The following is a 13532-nucleotide window of genomic DNA, read 5'->3' on the forward strand; positions in this document are numbered from 1 at the left end:
TAAAGACCAGCCCCTCAGACACCCCGGCAAGAACCTCAGGTTCTTGCATCTCCGACAATTTGTGGTGCAGGAGGCTGGCCTCCTGCTGGGGGTCGAGGGGGCAAAGCCCCCTCGCGCCAAGTCACGACAGGGTCGTCAGATCCTGGAACCAGTGCTGCGCCGGCACATAGCCGCGCACCGCACGCCCCGCCGCCTTCGGGTTGGTGTCGTGCACCACGAAGACCCAGAGCGCCTCGTTGACGGCCTTTTCGTGGGCGCGCTGCATGAGGCGGTTCTGCTCCTGCTCGTCGAAGCTGTTCATCGCGGCGTTGAGGATCTGGTCCATCTCCGCATCGCGGTAATGGCCGTAATTCACCCCGCGCGGCGCGATCTGGTCCGAGTGGAAGAAGCGGATGAAGGCGTAGAGCGGATCGCTGGTGAGATACGCCACGTTGTTGGCCGTGATGTTGCCGGCGCGGCTGATCTCGCCCAGCGCGCCCTGGCGCCAGGCGGTGTAGAGCACCTCCAGCTCGACGACCTGGAACTCCACCTGGATGCCCACCTCGCGCCAGGCCGACTGGATGTATTCGTTCATCGGCATGGAGAGCATCTGGCCCGAGCCGCCCGAGGGCACGATGAAGCGCGTGCGCAGTGGGTTGCGCGGCGAGAAGCCGGCCTCGGCCAGCAGGCGGCGCGCCTCGGCCGGATCGTGGCGGATGCGGAAGGTCGGGTTGCCGAACCAGGGCGAGGTCGGGTCCACCACGCCGACCGCGGGCTTGGCGAGGCCGCCCAGCAGGGCCACCACCTCATCGCGGTTGATGGCGAGGTTGGCGGCCTGGCGCAGGCGGACATCGCGCCAGGGCGAGCCCTCGGCGAGGCTCAGATGGTAGTTCCAGACATGCGGCGTGACGTTCTCGATGATCCGCACGCCGGATTGGCGTAGGCGCGGCAGAAGGTCGGGCGCCGGGCTCTCGATGATGTCCACCTGGTTGGTCAGGATGGCGTTGGTGCGCGTCACCGTCTCGGGTGCGACGATCAGGATGATCCGGTCGAGCTTCGGCGCGCGGGCCGGGTTCCAGTAGGTCGGGTTGCGGACCAGCTCGGCGCGCTCGCGCGGGACGAGACGGGCGAGGCGGAAGGGACCGGTGCCGGAGGGCTCGTTCGCGAAACGCTCCCAGGAGCGGCCCAGGCGCTCATATTGCGCGGGCGAGGAGATGAGGAACCAGAGCATCTGGTAGGGGAAGAAGCTGTCCACCGTGCGGGTGGTGACCTCGACCGTCATGTCGTCCAGCTTGCGATAGCTGGCGACGGAGGGCAGGCGGGGGCGGACCTGGGCGGCCTGGCGGTTGTCGAAATGCGGCGCCTGGGCGTTCAGCACCTTCTCGAAATTCCAGATCACGGCATCCGCGTTGAAGGGCGAGCCGTCATGGAAGGTGACGCCGGGACGCAGGCGGAAGACCCATTTCGTGCGGTCCGACGGCAGCGCCTCCCAGGAGGTGGCGAGGCCGGGGACGAGCTTCCCCGGGCGGTCGGCGACATCCATCTCCCACGCCACGAGCGGGTCATAGAGGGTGTGGCCGGTGAACTGGTAGGCGCCGGCGCCGCGATCGGGCTGGCCGGTGGTCTGGGGGATGTCGGCCATGGAGATGCCGTAGCGCAGCACCCTCTCGCCGCCCACAGTTTGGGCATGCGCCTCCATCTCCGCCCAGGAGAAGGGCAGGGTGGCTACAGTTGCGGCACTCGTCAGGGCCAGAAGATCACGACGAGAGAAGGAATTGGATGACATTCAGGAAGGGTCCCGGTTGTTGCCTGCCGGGGGGCAGAGCAAGACCGGGGCCACAGGGGGGGGCAGTCAGCCGAAGCGCGAGATCCAGTTCACGAAGCCGGCGCTGGCGCCGAGCAGCAGGAGGGCCAGGACCGGGTGGCCCATCTTCGGCGCGCGCGTGCCCTCTGGCATGGGCTTGCTGCCGCGCATCATGGCCTGCACCAGGTCATGCCCGAGGCTCACGCGATACCAGATGACGGCCGCGATATGCAGGAAGATGGCGATGCCGATCGCGTAGATCAGCCGGATGTGGATCCAGCCCGCCCAGTCGCTGGTGGCGCCGCTCACCTGCTGCGCCAGCGGCCCGCGGGTGAAGATCTGGTCATCGGTGAAGAGGCCCGTCACGGCCTGGGTGAGCAGCAGGGAGAGGATCACCACCACCATCCAGCCGCCGGCCGGGTTGTGGGTGAGCTCCCGGTCCGGCCCCGGCTCGGCCTTCATGTGGCGCAGATGGGCCAATGCCGTGAAGGGCGAGCGCAGGAAGGTCATGAAGCGCGCCGGCTCGGAGCCGACGAGGCCCCAGAGGATGCGGAAGATCACCAGCGTCAGCAGCGTGTAGCCGCTGAGCATGTGCAGATCCATGTTGTGGGAACGGGCGGTGAGGTAGGAGGTCGGGATCAGGATGACGATGGACCAGTGGACCAGCCGCACCCAGCCATCCCAGACTTTGACCCGGGTTTCGGGCACGCGCGTCTCGTTCATCTCGCATCCTTTGCGTCTCGCGATGCAGCATAGCTTCCCACCGGGGGAGTGAGGCAAGTTGCGCGCATGCTTCCCGATTCGATGACCGAGGCCGCGGCGCCGCTCGCCGCGCTGGCGCTGGCCACCGCCTGGGCGGGCCTGCTGCGCTGGCGCCGCCGGCCGCTGACGGCGGGACTCGGCCTCGCCCTCGCCACGCTGCTCGGCGTGGTGCTGCTGCTGGGCCTGACCCTCGCCTCGCCCCGCCAATTGGCCGAGCGGCTGCCGGTGCTGGCGCTGGCCGCCGCGACCCTGGCGCTGCCGCTGGCCTGGGGGCGGCGTGGCTGGCTGGCCTTCCTGCTCGGCCTGCTGGCGGCGGGCTTCACCGGCTGGTGGATGGCCGGCGGCCCGCTGACCGAGGCGGACCTGCTGCGCGCGGCGCCGGCGGGCCTTGCCCTCATGCTGCTGGTGCCGCTGGTGCAGCTTGAGGCCGCGCCGCCCTGGCGGGGGGTGCTGGCGGCGGTGGCGCTGCTGGCCGGGCTCCTGGCCTCGGGGATTCCGGGGCCCTGGGTCATGCTGGGGCTGATCCTGCTCTCGGCCAGCTTCGGGCAGCAGCTGGCGGGCGGTGGCGCCATGCCGGATTCGGCGCGGCTGCCCTTCGCCATGCTGCTGGCCGCCCTGCTGGCCGGGCCGCTGCTGGCGCGTGGTGCGGCCGCGGATTGGGCGGCGGCCCTGGCGCCGCTGGCCCCCTTGCTGCTGGGGCCCCGCCTGACCGGCCGCCTCAAAGGCTGGCGGGCCAGCCTCCTCATCATCCTCTTGGCTGTGCTGCCGGTGGCCGCCGCCTGGGGCCTCGCGCGCCTGGGGTGAACCCCTCGTCACCCGGCGCCTCGCGCTGCTAGGCTCCCGCCACCCCAGCCAGGAGCCAGACCATGCCCGACGGAAACACCTCGCAGATCGGCCGCTTCGGCAGCGGCCAGGCGGTGCGCCGCATCGAGGACCGCGCGCTGCTGGCCGGGCAGGGGCAGTTCACCGATGATTTCGCGCCGGCTGGCGTGACGCAGATGGTCTTCCTGCGCTCGCCGCACGCGCATGCGAAGCTGGTCTCCATCAACACCGATGCGGCGCGCGCCCTGCCGGGCGTGGTCGCCATCCTCACCGGCGCGGATCTGGTCGCCGCCGGGGTGAAGCCGATGTATGTGGCGCTGCCCTTCAAGCGGCCGGACGGCTCGGCCCTGACGGCGCCGCCGCGCCACTGCCTCGCCGTCGAGGAGGTGCGCTTCGTGGGCGAGCCGGTCGCGGCCATCATCGCCGAGACGCTGGGCCAGGCGCGCGACGCCGCCGAGGCGATCGAGGTGGAATACGAGGAATTGCCGGCCGTGATCGGCCCCGGCCGCGCCGATGCGCCGGGGGCGCCGCTGGTCTGGCAGGGCGCGCCCGGCAACCTGGTGGCCGAAAGCCGCTATGGCGACGCCGCCGCCGCCGAGGCCGCCTTCGCCAAGGCCGCGCATGTGGTAGGCCTGGATATCGAGAACCAGCGCCTCGCCCCCGTCTCGATGGAGCCGCGCGTGGCGCTCGGCGAATATGACGCGGCGAGCGGGCGCATCACGCTGCGCCTCTCCTCCCAGATGCCGTCGGGCGTGCGCGACGCGATCTGCAAGGAATTGCTCGACATCCCGACCGACAAGCTGCGCGTGCTGGTGGGCGATGTGGGCGGCGGCTTCGGCATGAAGACCGGCCTGAACCCGGAGGAGGGCGTGGTCGCCTTCGCGGCGCGCATGCTTGGCCGCCCGGTGAAATGGGCCTCGACGCGCATGGAGGATTTCCTCTCCGCCCTGCATGGGCGCGCGACGGAAAGCCGGGCCGAGATGGCGCTGGATGCCCAGGGCCGCGTGCTGGCGCTGCGGGTGCGGACGGCGGCCGACATGGGCGCCTATCCGCGCAATGCGAGCGTTGCGATCCAGCTGCTGGTGGGGCCCTGGGTCTCCACCAGCATCTACGACATCACCTGCGTGGACTTCACCTTCCGCGCGCTGCTGACCACGACCGCCCCCACCGGCCCCTATCGCGGCGCCGGCCGGCCCGAGGCGATCTACCTGCTGGAGCGCCTCTTCGACACGGCGGCGCGCAAGATGGGGCTGGACCCCGCGGAACTGCGCCGCCGCAACATGATCGCGCCCACGGCCATGCCCTACAAGAACGCCATGGCGATGACCTATGACAGCGGGTCCTTCGAGCGGATCCTGGACCAGGGCCTCGACCTCGCCGACTGGAACGGCTTTGCCGCCCGCGCGGCGGCCTCCCAGGCCAAGGGCCGGCTGCGCGGGCGCGGCATCGCCACCTTCCTGGAATGGACCGGCGGCAATGTCTTCGAGGAGCGCGTGACGATCGCGGTGAAAGGCGATGGCAGCATCGAGATCTATGCCACCACCCAGGGCATGGGGCAGGGCATCGCGACCAGCTACGCGCAGCTCGCGGTGGACGTGTTCGGCGTGGAACTCGAGCGCATCCAGGTGGTGTTCGGCGACAGCGATCGCGGCAGCGGCTTCGGCTCGGCCGGCTCGCGCTCGCTCTTCACCGCGGGTTCGGCCGTGAAGCTCGCGGCCGACAAGACGGTGGACGAGGCGCGGGACATGGCGGCCGAGGCGCTGGAGACGGCGGCGGCGGACATCGAATACCGCGCGGGCGCCTTCACCGTGGCGGGCACGGACCGGGCCATCGGCCTGTTCGACCTCGCCGCGCGCCAGCCCGAGGGGCGGATCTTCATCGACCACACCAGCAGCGTCTCCGGCCCCACCTGGCCCAATGGCTGCCATGTCTGCGAGGTGGAGCTGATCCCTGAGACGGGCGAGGTGGTGATCGCGGGCTATGCCTCGGTGAATGACGCGGGGCGCGTGGTGAACCCGATGATCGTGGAGGGGCAGGTGGTCGGCGGCGCGCTGCAGGGCATCGGCCAGGCCATGTGCGAGCATGTGATCTACGACGCCGAGACCGGCCAGCCGCTGACCGCGAGCTTCATGGATTATTGCCTGCCGCGGGCCGACATGGTGGCCGACTACGCGACGAAGCTCGATCCCAGCATCCCCTGCCTGACCAACCCGCTCGGGGTGAAGGGCGTGGGCGAGCTTGGCACGATCGGCGCCACGCCGGCCGTGATGAATGCCGTGGCCGATGCGCTGGCCCGCCATGGGAAGGCGGCGGCGGCGGACCGGCTGCGCATGCCGCTGACGGCGGAGCAGGTCTGGTCCCTGCTGCGCTGACGCCCCGTCAGCGTGCGCCCACGCCCTCCAGCCGCTCCAGATGCGGGTCGAGGGCGAGGGCGAAGCGGACCATCTCGGCCAGCAGGGAGACCGCGGTGGTGCGGGGCGCTTCCTGCCGCTCCAGCGCGACCCGGTGATCGGGCGTGAGGCGAAGCTGCCAGCCCTCCGGCATCTCGGCGGGCAGGGCGGCCACGGCGCGGGCGGTGAAATGCCGGTCCGCCCCCGGCTCGGCCGTGGAGGGGATGCGCCCGGCGATGGCGCGCAGGCGCAGCGCGCCCTCCTGCAATCGCGCCTCGCACAGGCGGCCGCGCCAGGCGAAGCGGATGGCCGGGCTGAGCCCCGGGGCACGGGGCGCCAGCGTCCCATCCGCCGCGACGGCGAAGGGGCCCAAGGTGAGGGCGGGCTTCGGGGCGGGGGAAGGGCCCACGGATGGGCCCAAGGATGGAGCAGGGGTGAGGGGCGGGGTCATCATGCGACACACAACTTGCCGCGAAAGAGTGAAGAGAGGATAAACCGGGCGATGTCTCTCGCGAACAGCCTCTCCCTCGTCCTCGCCCCGCCGCACCCGGCCGGGCGTCCCTTCATCTATGCGGGCGCGGGCGTCGCGCTGCTGGGCGGGCTGCTGCTCGGCTCCTGGCTCTTCTGGCTGGGCGCGGCCTTCACCGCCTTCTGCCTCTATTTCTTCCGCGACCCGAAGCGCGTGCCGCCGGCGCGGCATGACCTCGTCCTGGCGCCGGCCGATGGCAAGGTCGTGCTGGTCGGCCCCGCGATCCCGCCGGCCGAGCTCGAGATGGGCGACCAGCCGCGCTGGCGCGTCGCCATCTTCCTCTCGGTGCTGGACGTGCATGTGAACCGCAGCCCGGTGCAGGGTCGGATCTCCCGCATCTCCTACCGCCACGGCAAGTTCATGGATGCGAGCCTGGAGAAGGCCTCCGAGGAGAATGAGCGCAATGCGCTCCGCTTCGACCTGCCCGATGGCCGGGACCTCGCCTGCGTGCAGATCGCGGGCCTGGTCGCGCGCCGCATCGTCTGCACGGCGCATGAGGGCGACCGGCTGATGGCGGGCGAGCGCTTCGGCATCATCCGCTTCGGCAGCCGCACCGACGTCTACCTGCCGGTCGGCGTGAAGCCGCTGGTGCTGGTCGGCCAGACCATGATCGGCGGCGAGAGCATCCTGGCGGAGCTCGCGTGACGCGGGCCGGGCTCCGGAGCCGGCTGGGCCGCTTCCAGACGCGCGCCCGGCCGCGCTATCGCGGACCCTCCTTCAACCGGCTGATCCCCAACCTGCTGACCATGATGGGGCTCTGCGCGGGCCTGGTCGCCATCCGCTTCGGGCTGGAGGGGCGCTTCGCCCAGGCGGCGGCCTTCATCGTGGCGGCAGGCGTGATCGACGGCCTCGATGGCCGCATCGCGCGGCTGCTGAAGGGCACGTCCCGCTTCGGCGCCGAGTTCGACAGCCTCAGCGATTTCCTTTGCTTCGGCGTGGCGCCGGGCCTGATCCTCTATCTCTGGACGCTGGAGAATGCGGGGCCGATCGGCTTCATCCCCGGCATGATGTTCGCCGTGTGCAGCGCGCTGCGCCTCGCCCGCTTCAACGCCGCCAGCATCGCCGAGCCGGGCGCCATCCCCATCGTGAAGCCGGCCTATGCCTACAACTTCTTCACCGGCGTGCCGGCGCCGGCGGGGGCGGGCCTCGCGCTGCTGCCGCTCTTCGCCTCGCTCGGCTTCGCCGAATGGGGCTGGGCCTCCATGGCCGAGGCGGCGCGCCACCCGGCCTTCAGCGCGGTGATGCTCTTCCTGGTGGGGGGGCTGATGGTGAGCACGCTGCCCTCCTGGTCCTTCAAGAACTTCAAGGTGCCCTCCAACATGGTGCTGCCGCTGCTGCTGGGCACGGGCGGCTACATCGCCTTCCTGGTGACGGAGCCCTGGGCGGCGCTCTCGCTGGGTGGCCTGCTCTATTTCGGGATGCTCTACTTCTCCGTCCGGTCCTATGCGCGGCTGAAGCGCGAGGCGGAGGCGATGCGCGAGGGTGCGGAGGCCGAGCCGGCCAAGGCGACCATCCCTTGAAGATCCTGGGCGTCGAGGTTGCGGCGGGCCCCTTCCGGAACCTGCCCGCGGGCGCCTTCGGCCTTTGCCTCGATCCCGAGGCGCCGAACCGGGGCGAGGCCAGCCTGACGCTCGACATCGTGGATTACGGCCTGCCCGACCCGGCGGCGCTGCGCGCCACGCTGGACGCGCTGCGCGCCGCCATGGCGGCCGAGCCGGAACGCCTCTTCTATGTGGGCTGCCGCGCGGGGCTGGGGCGGACCGGCACGGTGCTGGCCTGCCTCGCCGCCGAGGCCGGCATTGTGGGCGACCCGGTGGCCTGGGTGCGCGCGCAGCATGATCCGCGCGCCGTGGAGACGAAGGCGCAGGAGGATTTCGCCCGCGCCTGGGCACCGCCTGCGGCCTGATCGGCCCGCGCTCTACCGGCCGATCATCAGCCCGATGGGCACCATGTCCGCGATCACCTGGCCGGTGAAGGGCGTGAGGACGGCCCGCGCCGCCTCCAGCGCCTCGGGCGGGGGCGGCGGGGGCGCGGCGAGGTGTGGCCGCATCGCATCGGCCTCCCGGCTCGCCGCCTCCAGCGCCTTGCGGCGCAGTTCCGCGATGCGGCCCATGCCGAACAGCGGCGAGAGCGCCATGTAGAGCGGCGTCAGCAGCGCCGGCCAATGCGCGAGATGCAGGTAGAGCGTCGGGATGATGCCCTCGGCATGGCCATGCAGCCCGGCCAGCGCCAGCACGCTGCGCCGCGCCTCGGGCGAGAGCGCCTCGAGCCGCGGCAGGGGCGGGGGCTTGGGCAGCATGGCGGGGGGCGGCCCGGCAGGGGCGGGGCCCGCGGCGGGGGCCGTGGCACCGCGCTGGGGGCCGCGCAGCAGCGCGGTCAGCAGGATGAGGTTGCTGAGGTTGCCGCGGTTGTAGAGCGCCGCGATCCCCGCCGCATCCGGCCCCATGGAGATGCGGGGCAGGGGTTCCAGCGCCGCCATGAGGCGCGCGGTGGCCGCCGGCAGCAGCGGCGTCGCGGGCGCGATGCTTTCCCAGGCCCAGGGCAGCACGCCCGGCAGCGTCGCGAAATGCCGCCAGATCAGGTTGACCATCGGCAGGCCATAGGCCTGGCGGAGCTGGGCATAGATGGCGTCCACCTCGGGCGGCGCATCCGCCTCGCGGAGTTCGGCCAGCATCACTTCCGGCGCTTCTCCACCAGCACGCCCGCGTCATGCAGCTTCGCGATCTCTTCCTCCGAGAAGCCGAGGCGCGCCAGCACCTCCTGCGTGTGCTGGCCGAAGCGGGGCGGGGCGGCGCGCGTGCCGCCCGGCGTGCGGGAGAGCTTGATGGGCGTGCCGAGGCCGACGAAGCCGTCCTTCTCGGTCACCATCTGCCGGTGCGCGGTGTGGGCGGCCGCCATCGCCTCGTCCACGCCGAGCACGGGGCCGGCGGGCAGGCCGGCGGCCAGCATGCGCTGGCAGAGGTCATGCCCATCCTCATCGGCGAAGCGCGCGTTCAGGATCTCGGTCAGCGCGGCCTTGTTGATCACGCGCTGGCCGTTGGTGGCGAAGCGCGGATCGGTGCCGAGGCCGTCCAGGCCCAGGAAGGCGCAGAACTTGCGGAAGGTCGGGTCATTGCCGCAGCCCACGAAGATCTCGCAGGTCTTCGTCGTGAACTTGGCGTAGGGCGCCAGGTTCGGGTGCGGGTTGCCGGTGGCGACCGGCCGCTTGCCGTTCAGGAAGTAGTTGGCGGCATGCGGGTGCAGCAGCGCCATGCCGCAGTCGTGCAGCGTCATGTCGCAATACTGGCCACGGCCCGACTTCTCGCGCTCGACGACGGCCATCAGGATGGCGATGGCGCTGAACAGGCCGGTCGCGATGTCGACGATGGGCGTGCCGAGGCGCGTCGGCCCCGAATTCTCCGTGCCGTTGATGGACATGAGGCCCACCATGGCCTGCAGGATGGCGTCATAGCCGGGGAAGCCGCCGAGCGGGCCAGTCGCGCCGAAGCCCGAGACGCGGCAATGGATCAGGCGCGGGAAGCGCTTGGAGAGCACCTCCTCATAGCCCAGGCCCCATTTCTCCATGCTGCCCGGCTTGAAGTTCTCGACCAGGATGTCGGCACCTTCAAGCAGGCGCAGCAGCACCTCGCGCCCCTCGGGCTTGCTGAGGTCGAGGCCCACGCTGCGCTTGTTGCGGTTCACGCCGATGAAGTAGCTGGCGTCGCCATTCTCGTTGAAGGGCGGGCCCCAGTCGCGCACCTCGTCGCCCTGGGGCGGTTCGAGCTTGATGACCTCGGCGCCGTGGTCGCTCAGGATCATCGTGCAATAGGGGCCGCCCAGCACGCGGGTGAGGTCCACCACGCGCAAGCCGGACAGCGCGCCCGGGCCCGGCGCATTCCCCGCGCCGATGGGCGCGGTGGGGGCTGGCATATCCATGGCGAATCTCCTTTGGGCGCACGTGCGTTGCGCCCGGAAGATGCGCCATCGGCGCCGTTTTGTCGAACCGGCGGGGGTTACGCCCGCCGCATCACCGGGCCCTTCACGAAGCCCTCGATGTCATCCACCAGCGAGAGGCTGCCGGGCAGGACGCCCATGCCCGGCATGACGGTCATGTGGTCCCGCATCCAGTAGCGGCGCAGCTGCGCGGGGTTGCCGGCCTCACGCAGATCCTCGGCGAAATGGATGGCGTTGGGCGGCCAGACGATGGCGTCCAGCATGCCCTGCACGAGAAGGCTCGGTGGCAGGTTGGGCGTGACGAAGGCGTTGGGCGTGCGCTGCTCGCGCGTCGTGCCCTCGAAGAGACTGAAGAGCAGCGGGTAGCGCGTGGGCCAATGGCCATAGGGGCCGGCCACGCCGACGAAGCCGCGCAGCGGATGGCGGTCGCTCTCCGTCACGCCCAGCGCGCGGTGGACGAGCTGTGGCCGCACCTGGAGCATGGCGCCCATCCAGCCGCCCGCGGACCAGCCGGCGGCGACCACCTCGCCGCGCGCGGCGCCATGCTCATGCCCGTGCCGCGTGGCCCAGGCGACGGCGTTGGCCGCGTCCTCCAGGATGCCGGCATGGTTGGTCTCGGGGTAGAGGCGATAGCCGGCGGCGATGCTGGTGATGCCGCGCGCGGCGAGGTGGCTGCACAGCGTTTCCACCATCGCCTCGCAGCGGCTGCCGAACTGCCAGAAGCCGCCATGGAAGAAGACCAGCGCCGGGCGCGGCGCGGGCGCGGGGCCGAGGCGCGGCATGGCGGCGGGATAGACATCGAGGCGCTGCGACGGGTGCGCGCCATAGGGGATGTCACGCTGCGCGGGGATGTTCAGATGCGTGAAATCCGCCGTGCCGTCCGGACCGGGGGCCGCGCAGGCGGCCAGGGCGGACGTGATCGAGGCGGCGGCGCCGGCGAGCATGGCGCGGCGAGGGAGACCTTGTGTCATCGGGCTGCATTCCTTGCGGGGACGCAGCCAGATCGCGCATCAGGGTTAAGGCTTTCCTGCCGGCGGCAGCCTTACGCGTCGAAGCCCACGAAGCGCAGGAAATTCGCGTTGGGCTCGCGATCCGAGGTCACGCCATTCGCGGGGAACGCGTCCTCCGGATAGCCGAGGGCGATGCAGGTCATGATCACCTGGTCCTCCGGGATCGCGGCCTCCTCGCGCACGATCTCGGAGCGCATGATGCCCTGGCCGTTCACCACGGTGCCGAGGCCGCGATCCCAGGCGGCGAGGCAGATGCCGTAGCTGAGGGCGCCGAGGTCGAAATGCACGACCGCACCCGGGTCCAGCACGCGGTCATAGGTGAGCACGAGCGAGACCGGCGCGTCGAATTGCCGGAAGCCGCGCATCACCCAGTCCTGGCGCATCGGCTTGTCGTCGCGCGCGATGCCCATGGCGCCGAAGAGCTTGACGGCGATGGCCACCTGGCGCGCGCGGTGCACGCCCTCGTATTCGCCGTGGCTGATGATGTCGCGGTTGGGCTTCGCGCCGCCGGCCATCACCTGCATGTTCCGCTGCCGTACGCGCTCCAGCGGCGCGCCGGTCAGCGCATGGACATGCCAGGGCTGGGTGTTCATCGAGGAGGGCGCGCGCTTCGCGACCTCGATGATCTCCTCGATGACGGCGCGCGGCACCGGGTCGGGCTTGTAGCCCCGCACGCTGCGGCGCGTGCGGGCGAGGGTCTCGTAATCCACGGCTTCAGGCCGCGCGCTTGCGGCCGAAGACGCGGGCGCAGAAATCCGGATAGGTCTCCAGCATCTCGTCGCAGACCGCGCCACGCAGCAAAGCGAGCTCTTCGTCGGTCGGCGCGGGTGTCTCGCCCACATCGGGGGCGACGTCGAAGTCGAAGCCGGTCATGGCGCGGATGCTCTCCAGCGTCTCGCCCGCATGGATGGAAGCAAGCGAGAAGCGGCCCTTTTCCGGGTGGAAGTGGAAGACGCAGCGGCCCGTCACCAGCGCCTGGGCGTGGCCGCGGCGGAAGACGCCGGGCTCGGAGATGCCAGGGGCGGAGATGTGCGCCACGCGGTCCACCAGCACGCGCGGGCTGTGCTCCTCGCGGAACAGGATGGTGCGGCCGGCCATGAAATACATGAAGGCCGAGCCGAAGCTGCCGGGGAAGCGCACCTCCATGCCCGGCCAGCCGCCCGTGCCGATCAGGTTGAGGTTGGCCTGGCCGTCAATCTCGCCGCCGCCCAGGAAGAACAGGTCCACGCGGCCCTGGCCCGTCAGGTCGAAGAGCTCGCGCGAGCCATCGGTGAAGGGATTGCCGGTGCGCTTGTGCAGCAGCGAGAGGCGCAGCGGCGCGCCCTGCTTCACGCAGAGCCAGCAGGCGGCCGCCGGGATGGGCGAGGCGGCGCCGACGGCGATATGCGCGGTCGGCACCGCGCGGATCAGCCGCGCGATGGAGACGGCGAGGAGTTCTTCGGTCCGGTAGCTCATTCCGCGGCCACCGCCTGGCTGCCGAACACATGCTCCGCGCACCAGGCGGCGAAGCCGGCCTCGGTCTTGGCCGCGCGGGCATAGTCCATGACGTATTGCGTGTCGAAGCCGTATTCGTCGAGCAGGGCGGCGGGCTGCGCGCCGCGCTCGGCGATGGCGTAGCCCGAGATGTAGGTGGCGTTGATGGCGCCGGGGCAGAGGCGCTCATCCTCCAGGAAATTGCCCTCCACCACGCGCTCCACCGTGACCAAGGCCCGCTTGCTGGCATGGGCGATCGTGGCGCATTCGCGGCGGCGGCCGACCCAGACATTGCCGGCGCTGTCCGCCATCACCGCGTGGAACACCGCGACATCGGGGTTGAGGGCGGGCAGGAGGGTGATCTTCTCGCCGGTTCCGAACGGGCTTTCCACCACCTTCCAGTCCGGGCGGTTGGCCAGGATGTCGCTGCCGATGAGGCCGCGCAGCGGCATGAAGGGCACGCCCTTCTCGGTCGCCTGCAGCATGGTGTGGATGGCGGGGCAGGTGGCGTCCAGGATGCGGAGCTTCCCTTCCTTCAGCGCGGCCGAGAAGCGCGGCGCGAAGCCCGCTTCGCCGAGCGTGACGGCGCTGGTCTGCACCTCCTCCACGCAGCCGGCGCCGATCAGGATGTCGGTCGCGAAGCCCGAGATGGGCACGCCCACCAGGCGCAGCCGCTTCGCACCCCGGCGGATCAGCGCCTTGGCGAGTGCCACGGAGGGGAGGGAGTTGTCGGGCGGCAGCGCGATCATCGCCCCATCGGGGATGCTCGCCGCCATCGCGTCCAGGTTCATCAGGGTCATCGGGCGTTCCTTCCTGCGGGCGAGGCTAGA

At 71.1% G+C, this 13532-nt stretch carries 14 protein-coding genes; 5 read left to right on the top strand and 9 right to left on the bottom strand.

Annotated elements, in window-relative coordinates; all coding sequences use genetic code 11:
- Positions 1–121: 121 nt before the first annotated feature.
- Together R9Z33_RS09845 and R9Z33_RS09850 are read right to left on the bottom strand one after the other, a co-directional pair.
- Entirely contained in the window at positions 122–1765 is a 1644-nt protein-coding gene (locus tag R9Z33_RS09845) for an ABC transporter substrate-binding protein (protein WP_318651117.1), read from the bottom strand.
- 66 nt (positions 1766–1831) lie between these two features.
- A complete protein-coding gene (locus tag R9Z33_RS09850) occupies positions 1832–2506 on the bottom strand; it encodes a cytochrome b/b6 domain-containing protein (RefSeq protein ID WP_318651118.1) in 675 nt (224 codons plus the stop codon).
- A gap of 66 nt (positions 2507–2572) precedes the next feature.
- On the opposite strand from R9Z33_RS09850, the gene R9Z33_RS09855 reads away from it, so the two are divergent.
- Together R9Z33_RS09855 and R9Z33_RS09860 are read left to right on the top strand one after the other, a co-directional pair.
- Positions 2573–3349, top strand: a complete 777-nt coding sequence (locus R9Z33_RS09855) for a hypothetical protein (protein WP_318651119.1) — start codon at positions 2573–2575, stop codon at positions 3347–3349.
- A gap of 62 nt (positions 3350–3411) precedes the next feature.
- Positions 3412–5739, top strand: a complete 2328-nt coding sequence (locus tag R9Z33_RS09860) for a xanthine dehydrogenase family protein molybdopterin-binding subunit (protein WP_318651120.1) — start codon at positions 3412–3414, stop codon at positions 5737–5739.
- 7 nt (positions 5740–5746) lie between these two features.
- Here R9Z33_RS09860 and R9Z33_RS09865 read toward each other — a convergent pair whose 3' ends face one another.
- On the bottom strand, positions 5747–6166 hold the full coding sequence (locus tag R9Z33_RS09865; RefSeq protein WP_318651121.1) for a hypothetical protein: 420 nt from the start codon (positions 6164–6166) through the stop codon (positions 5747–5749).
- A 93-nt stretch (positions 6167–6259) separates the two neighbouring features.
- Between R9Z33_RS09865 and R9Z33_RS09870 the strand changes: the two genes are divergently transcribed.
- Genes R9Z33_RS09870 through R9Z33_RS09880 form a run of 3 tightly spaced genes read left to right on the top strand, consistent with a single transcriptional unit; the run spans position 6260 to position 8192 of the window.
- Complete coding sequence (locus tag R9Z33_RS09870; RefSeq protein WP_404830668.1) at positions 6260–6931, top strand: phosphatidylserine decarboxylase; 672 nt, start codon at positions 6260–6262, stop codon at positions 6929–6931.
- The gene (locus R9Z33_RS09875; protein WP_318651122.1) at positions 6928–7806 is read left to right on the top strand and encodes a CDP-alcohol phosphatidyltransferase family protein; all 879 of its coding nucleotides are present in this window, start codon (positions 6928–6930) and stop codon (positions 7804–7806) included. The genes R9Z33_RS09870 and R9Z33_RS09875 overlap by 4 nt, the downstream gene beginning before the upstream one ends.
- A complete protein-coding gene (locus R9Z33_RS09880) occupies positions 7803–8192 on the top strand; it encodes a protein-tyrosine phosphatase family protein (RefSeq protein ID WP_318651123.1) in 390 nt (129 codons plus the stop codon). Before R9Z33_RS09875 ends, R9Z33_RS09880 begins: the two co-directional genes overlap by 4 nt.
- Before the next feature lie 12 nt (positions 8193–8204).
- Here R9Z33_RS09880 and R9Z33_RS09885 read toward each other — a convergent pair whose 3' ends face one another.
- The 6 genes from R9Z33_RS09885 to R9Z33_RS09910 all read right to left on the bottom strand — a co-directional run bounded on the left by R9Z33_RS09885 (position 8205) and on the right by R9Z33_RS09910 (position 13502).
- Entirely contained in the window at positions 8205–8960 is a 756-nt protein-coding gene (locus R9Z33_RS09885; RefSeq protein ID WP_318651124.1) for a hypothetical protein, read from the bottom strand.
- Positions 8960–10201, bottom strand: coding sequence for a CaiB/BaiF CoA transferase family protein (locus R9Z33_RS09890; RefSeq protein ID WP_318651125.1), 1242 nt, complete (start codon positions 10199–10201; stop codon positions 8960–8962). Before R9Z33_RS09890 ends, R9Z33_RS09885 begins: the two co-directional genes overlap by 1 nt.
- A 77-nt stretch (positions 10202–10278) precedes the next feature.
- A complete protein-coding gene (locus tag R9Z33_RS09895) occupies positions 10279–11190 on the bottom strand; it encodes an alpha/beta hydrolase (protein ID WP_318651126.1) in 912 nt (303 codons plus the stop codon).
- A 71-nt stretch (positions 11191–11261) separates the two neighbouring features.
- Positions 11262–11939, bottom strand: a complete 678-nt coding sequence (locus tag R9Z33_RS09900) for a nitroreductase (RefSeq protein WP_318651127.1) — start codon at positions 11937–11939, stop codon at positions 11262–11264.
- A 4-nt stretch (positions 11940–11943) separates the two neighbouring features.
- The gene (locus R9Z33_RS09905) at positions 11944–12684 is read right to left on the bottom strand and encodes a CoA synthetase (RefSeq protein WP_318651128.1); all 741 of its coding nucleotides are present in this window, start codon (positions 12682–12684) and stop codon (positions 11944–11946) included.
- Complete coding sequence (locus tag R9Z33_RS09910; RefSeq protein ID WP_318651129.1) at positions 12681–13502, bottom strand: CoA transferase subunit A; 822 nt, start codon at positions 13500–13502, stop codon at positions 12681–12683. The genes R9Z33_RS09905 and R9Z33_RS09910 overlap by 4 nt, the downstream gene beginning before the upstream one ends.
- Positions 13503–13532 lie beyond the last annotated feature (30 nt).

Source organism: Sediminicoccus rosea (genome assembly GCF_033547095.1).
GTDB lineage: Bacteria > Pseudomonadota > Alphaproteobacteria > Acetobacterales > Acetobacteraceae > Roseococcus > Roseococcus rosea.

Excerpts from the sequence above, each read along its gene's own strand:
- R9Z33_RS09860 (WP_318651120.1), top strand. The coding sequence starts at position 3,412 with ATGCCCGACGGAAACACCTCGCAGATCGGCCGCTTCGGCAGCGGCCAG.
- R9Z33_RS09890 (WP_318651125.1), bottom strand. The coding sequence starts at position 10,201 with ATGGATATGCCAGCCCCCACCGCGCCCATCGGCGCGGGGAATGCGCCG.
- R9Z33_RS09885 (WP_318651124.1), bottom strand. The coding sequence starts at position 8,960 with ATGCTGGCCGAACTCCGCGAGGCGGATGCGCCGCCCGAGGTGGACGCC.
- R9Z33_RS09855 (WP_318651119.1), top strand. The coding sequence starts at position 2,573 with ATGCTTCCCGATTCGATGACCGAGGCCGCGGCGCCGCTCGCCGCGCTG.
- R9Z33_RS09850 (WP_318651118.1), bottom strand. The coding sequence starts at position 2,506 with ATGAACGAGACGCGCGTGCCCGAAACCCGGGTCAAAGTCTGGGATGGC.
- R9Z33_RS09910 (WP_318651129.1), bottom strand. The coding sequence starts at position 13,502 with ATGACCCTGATGAACCTGGACGCGATGGCGGCGAGCATCCCCGATGGG.
- R9Z33_RS09870 (WP_404830668.1), top strand. The coding sequence starts at position 6,260 with ATGTCTCTCGCGAACAGCCTCTCCCTCGTCCTCGCCCCGCCGCACCCG.
- R9Z33_RS09905 (WP_318651128.1), bottom strand. The coding sequence starts at position 12,684 with ATGAGCTACCGGACCGAAGAACTCCTCGCCGTCTCCATCGCGCGGCTG.
- R9Z33_RS09895 (WP_318651126.1), bottom strand. The coding sequence starts at position 11,190 with ATGACACAAGGTCTCCCTCGCCGCGCCATGCTCGCCGGCGCCGCCGCC.
- R9Z33_RS09845 (WP_318651117.1), bottom strand. The coding sequence starts at position 1,765 with ATGTCATCCAATTCCTTCTCTCGTCGTGATCTTCTGGCCCTGACGAGT.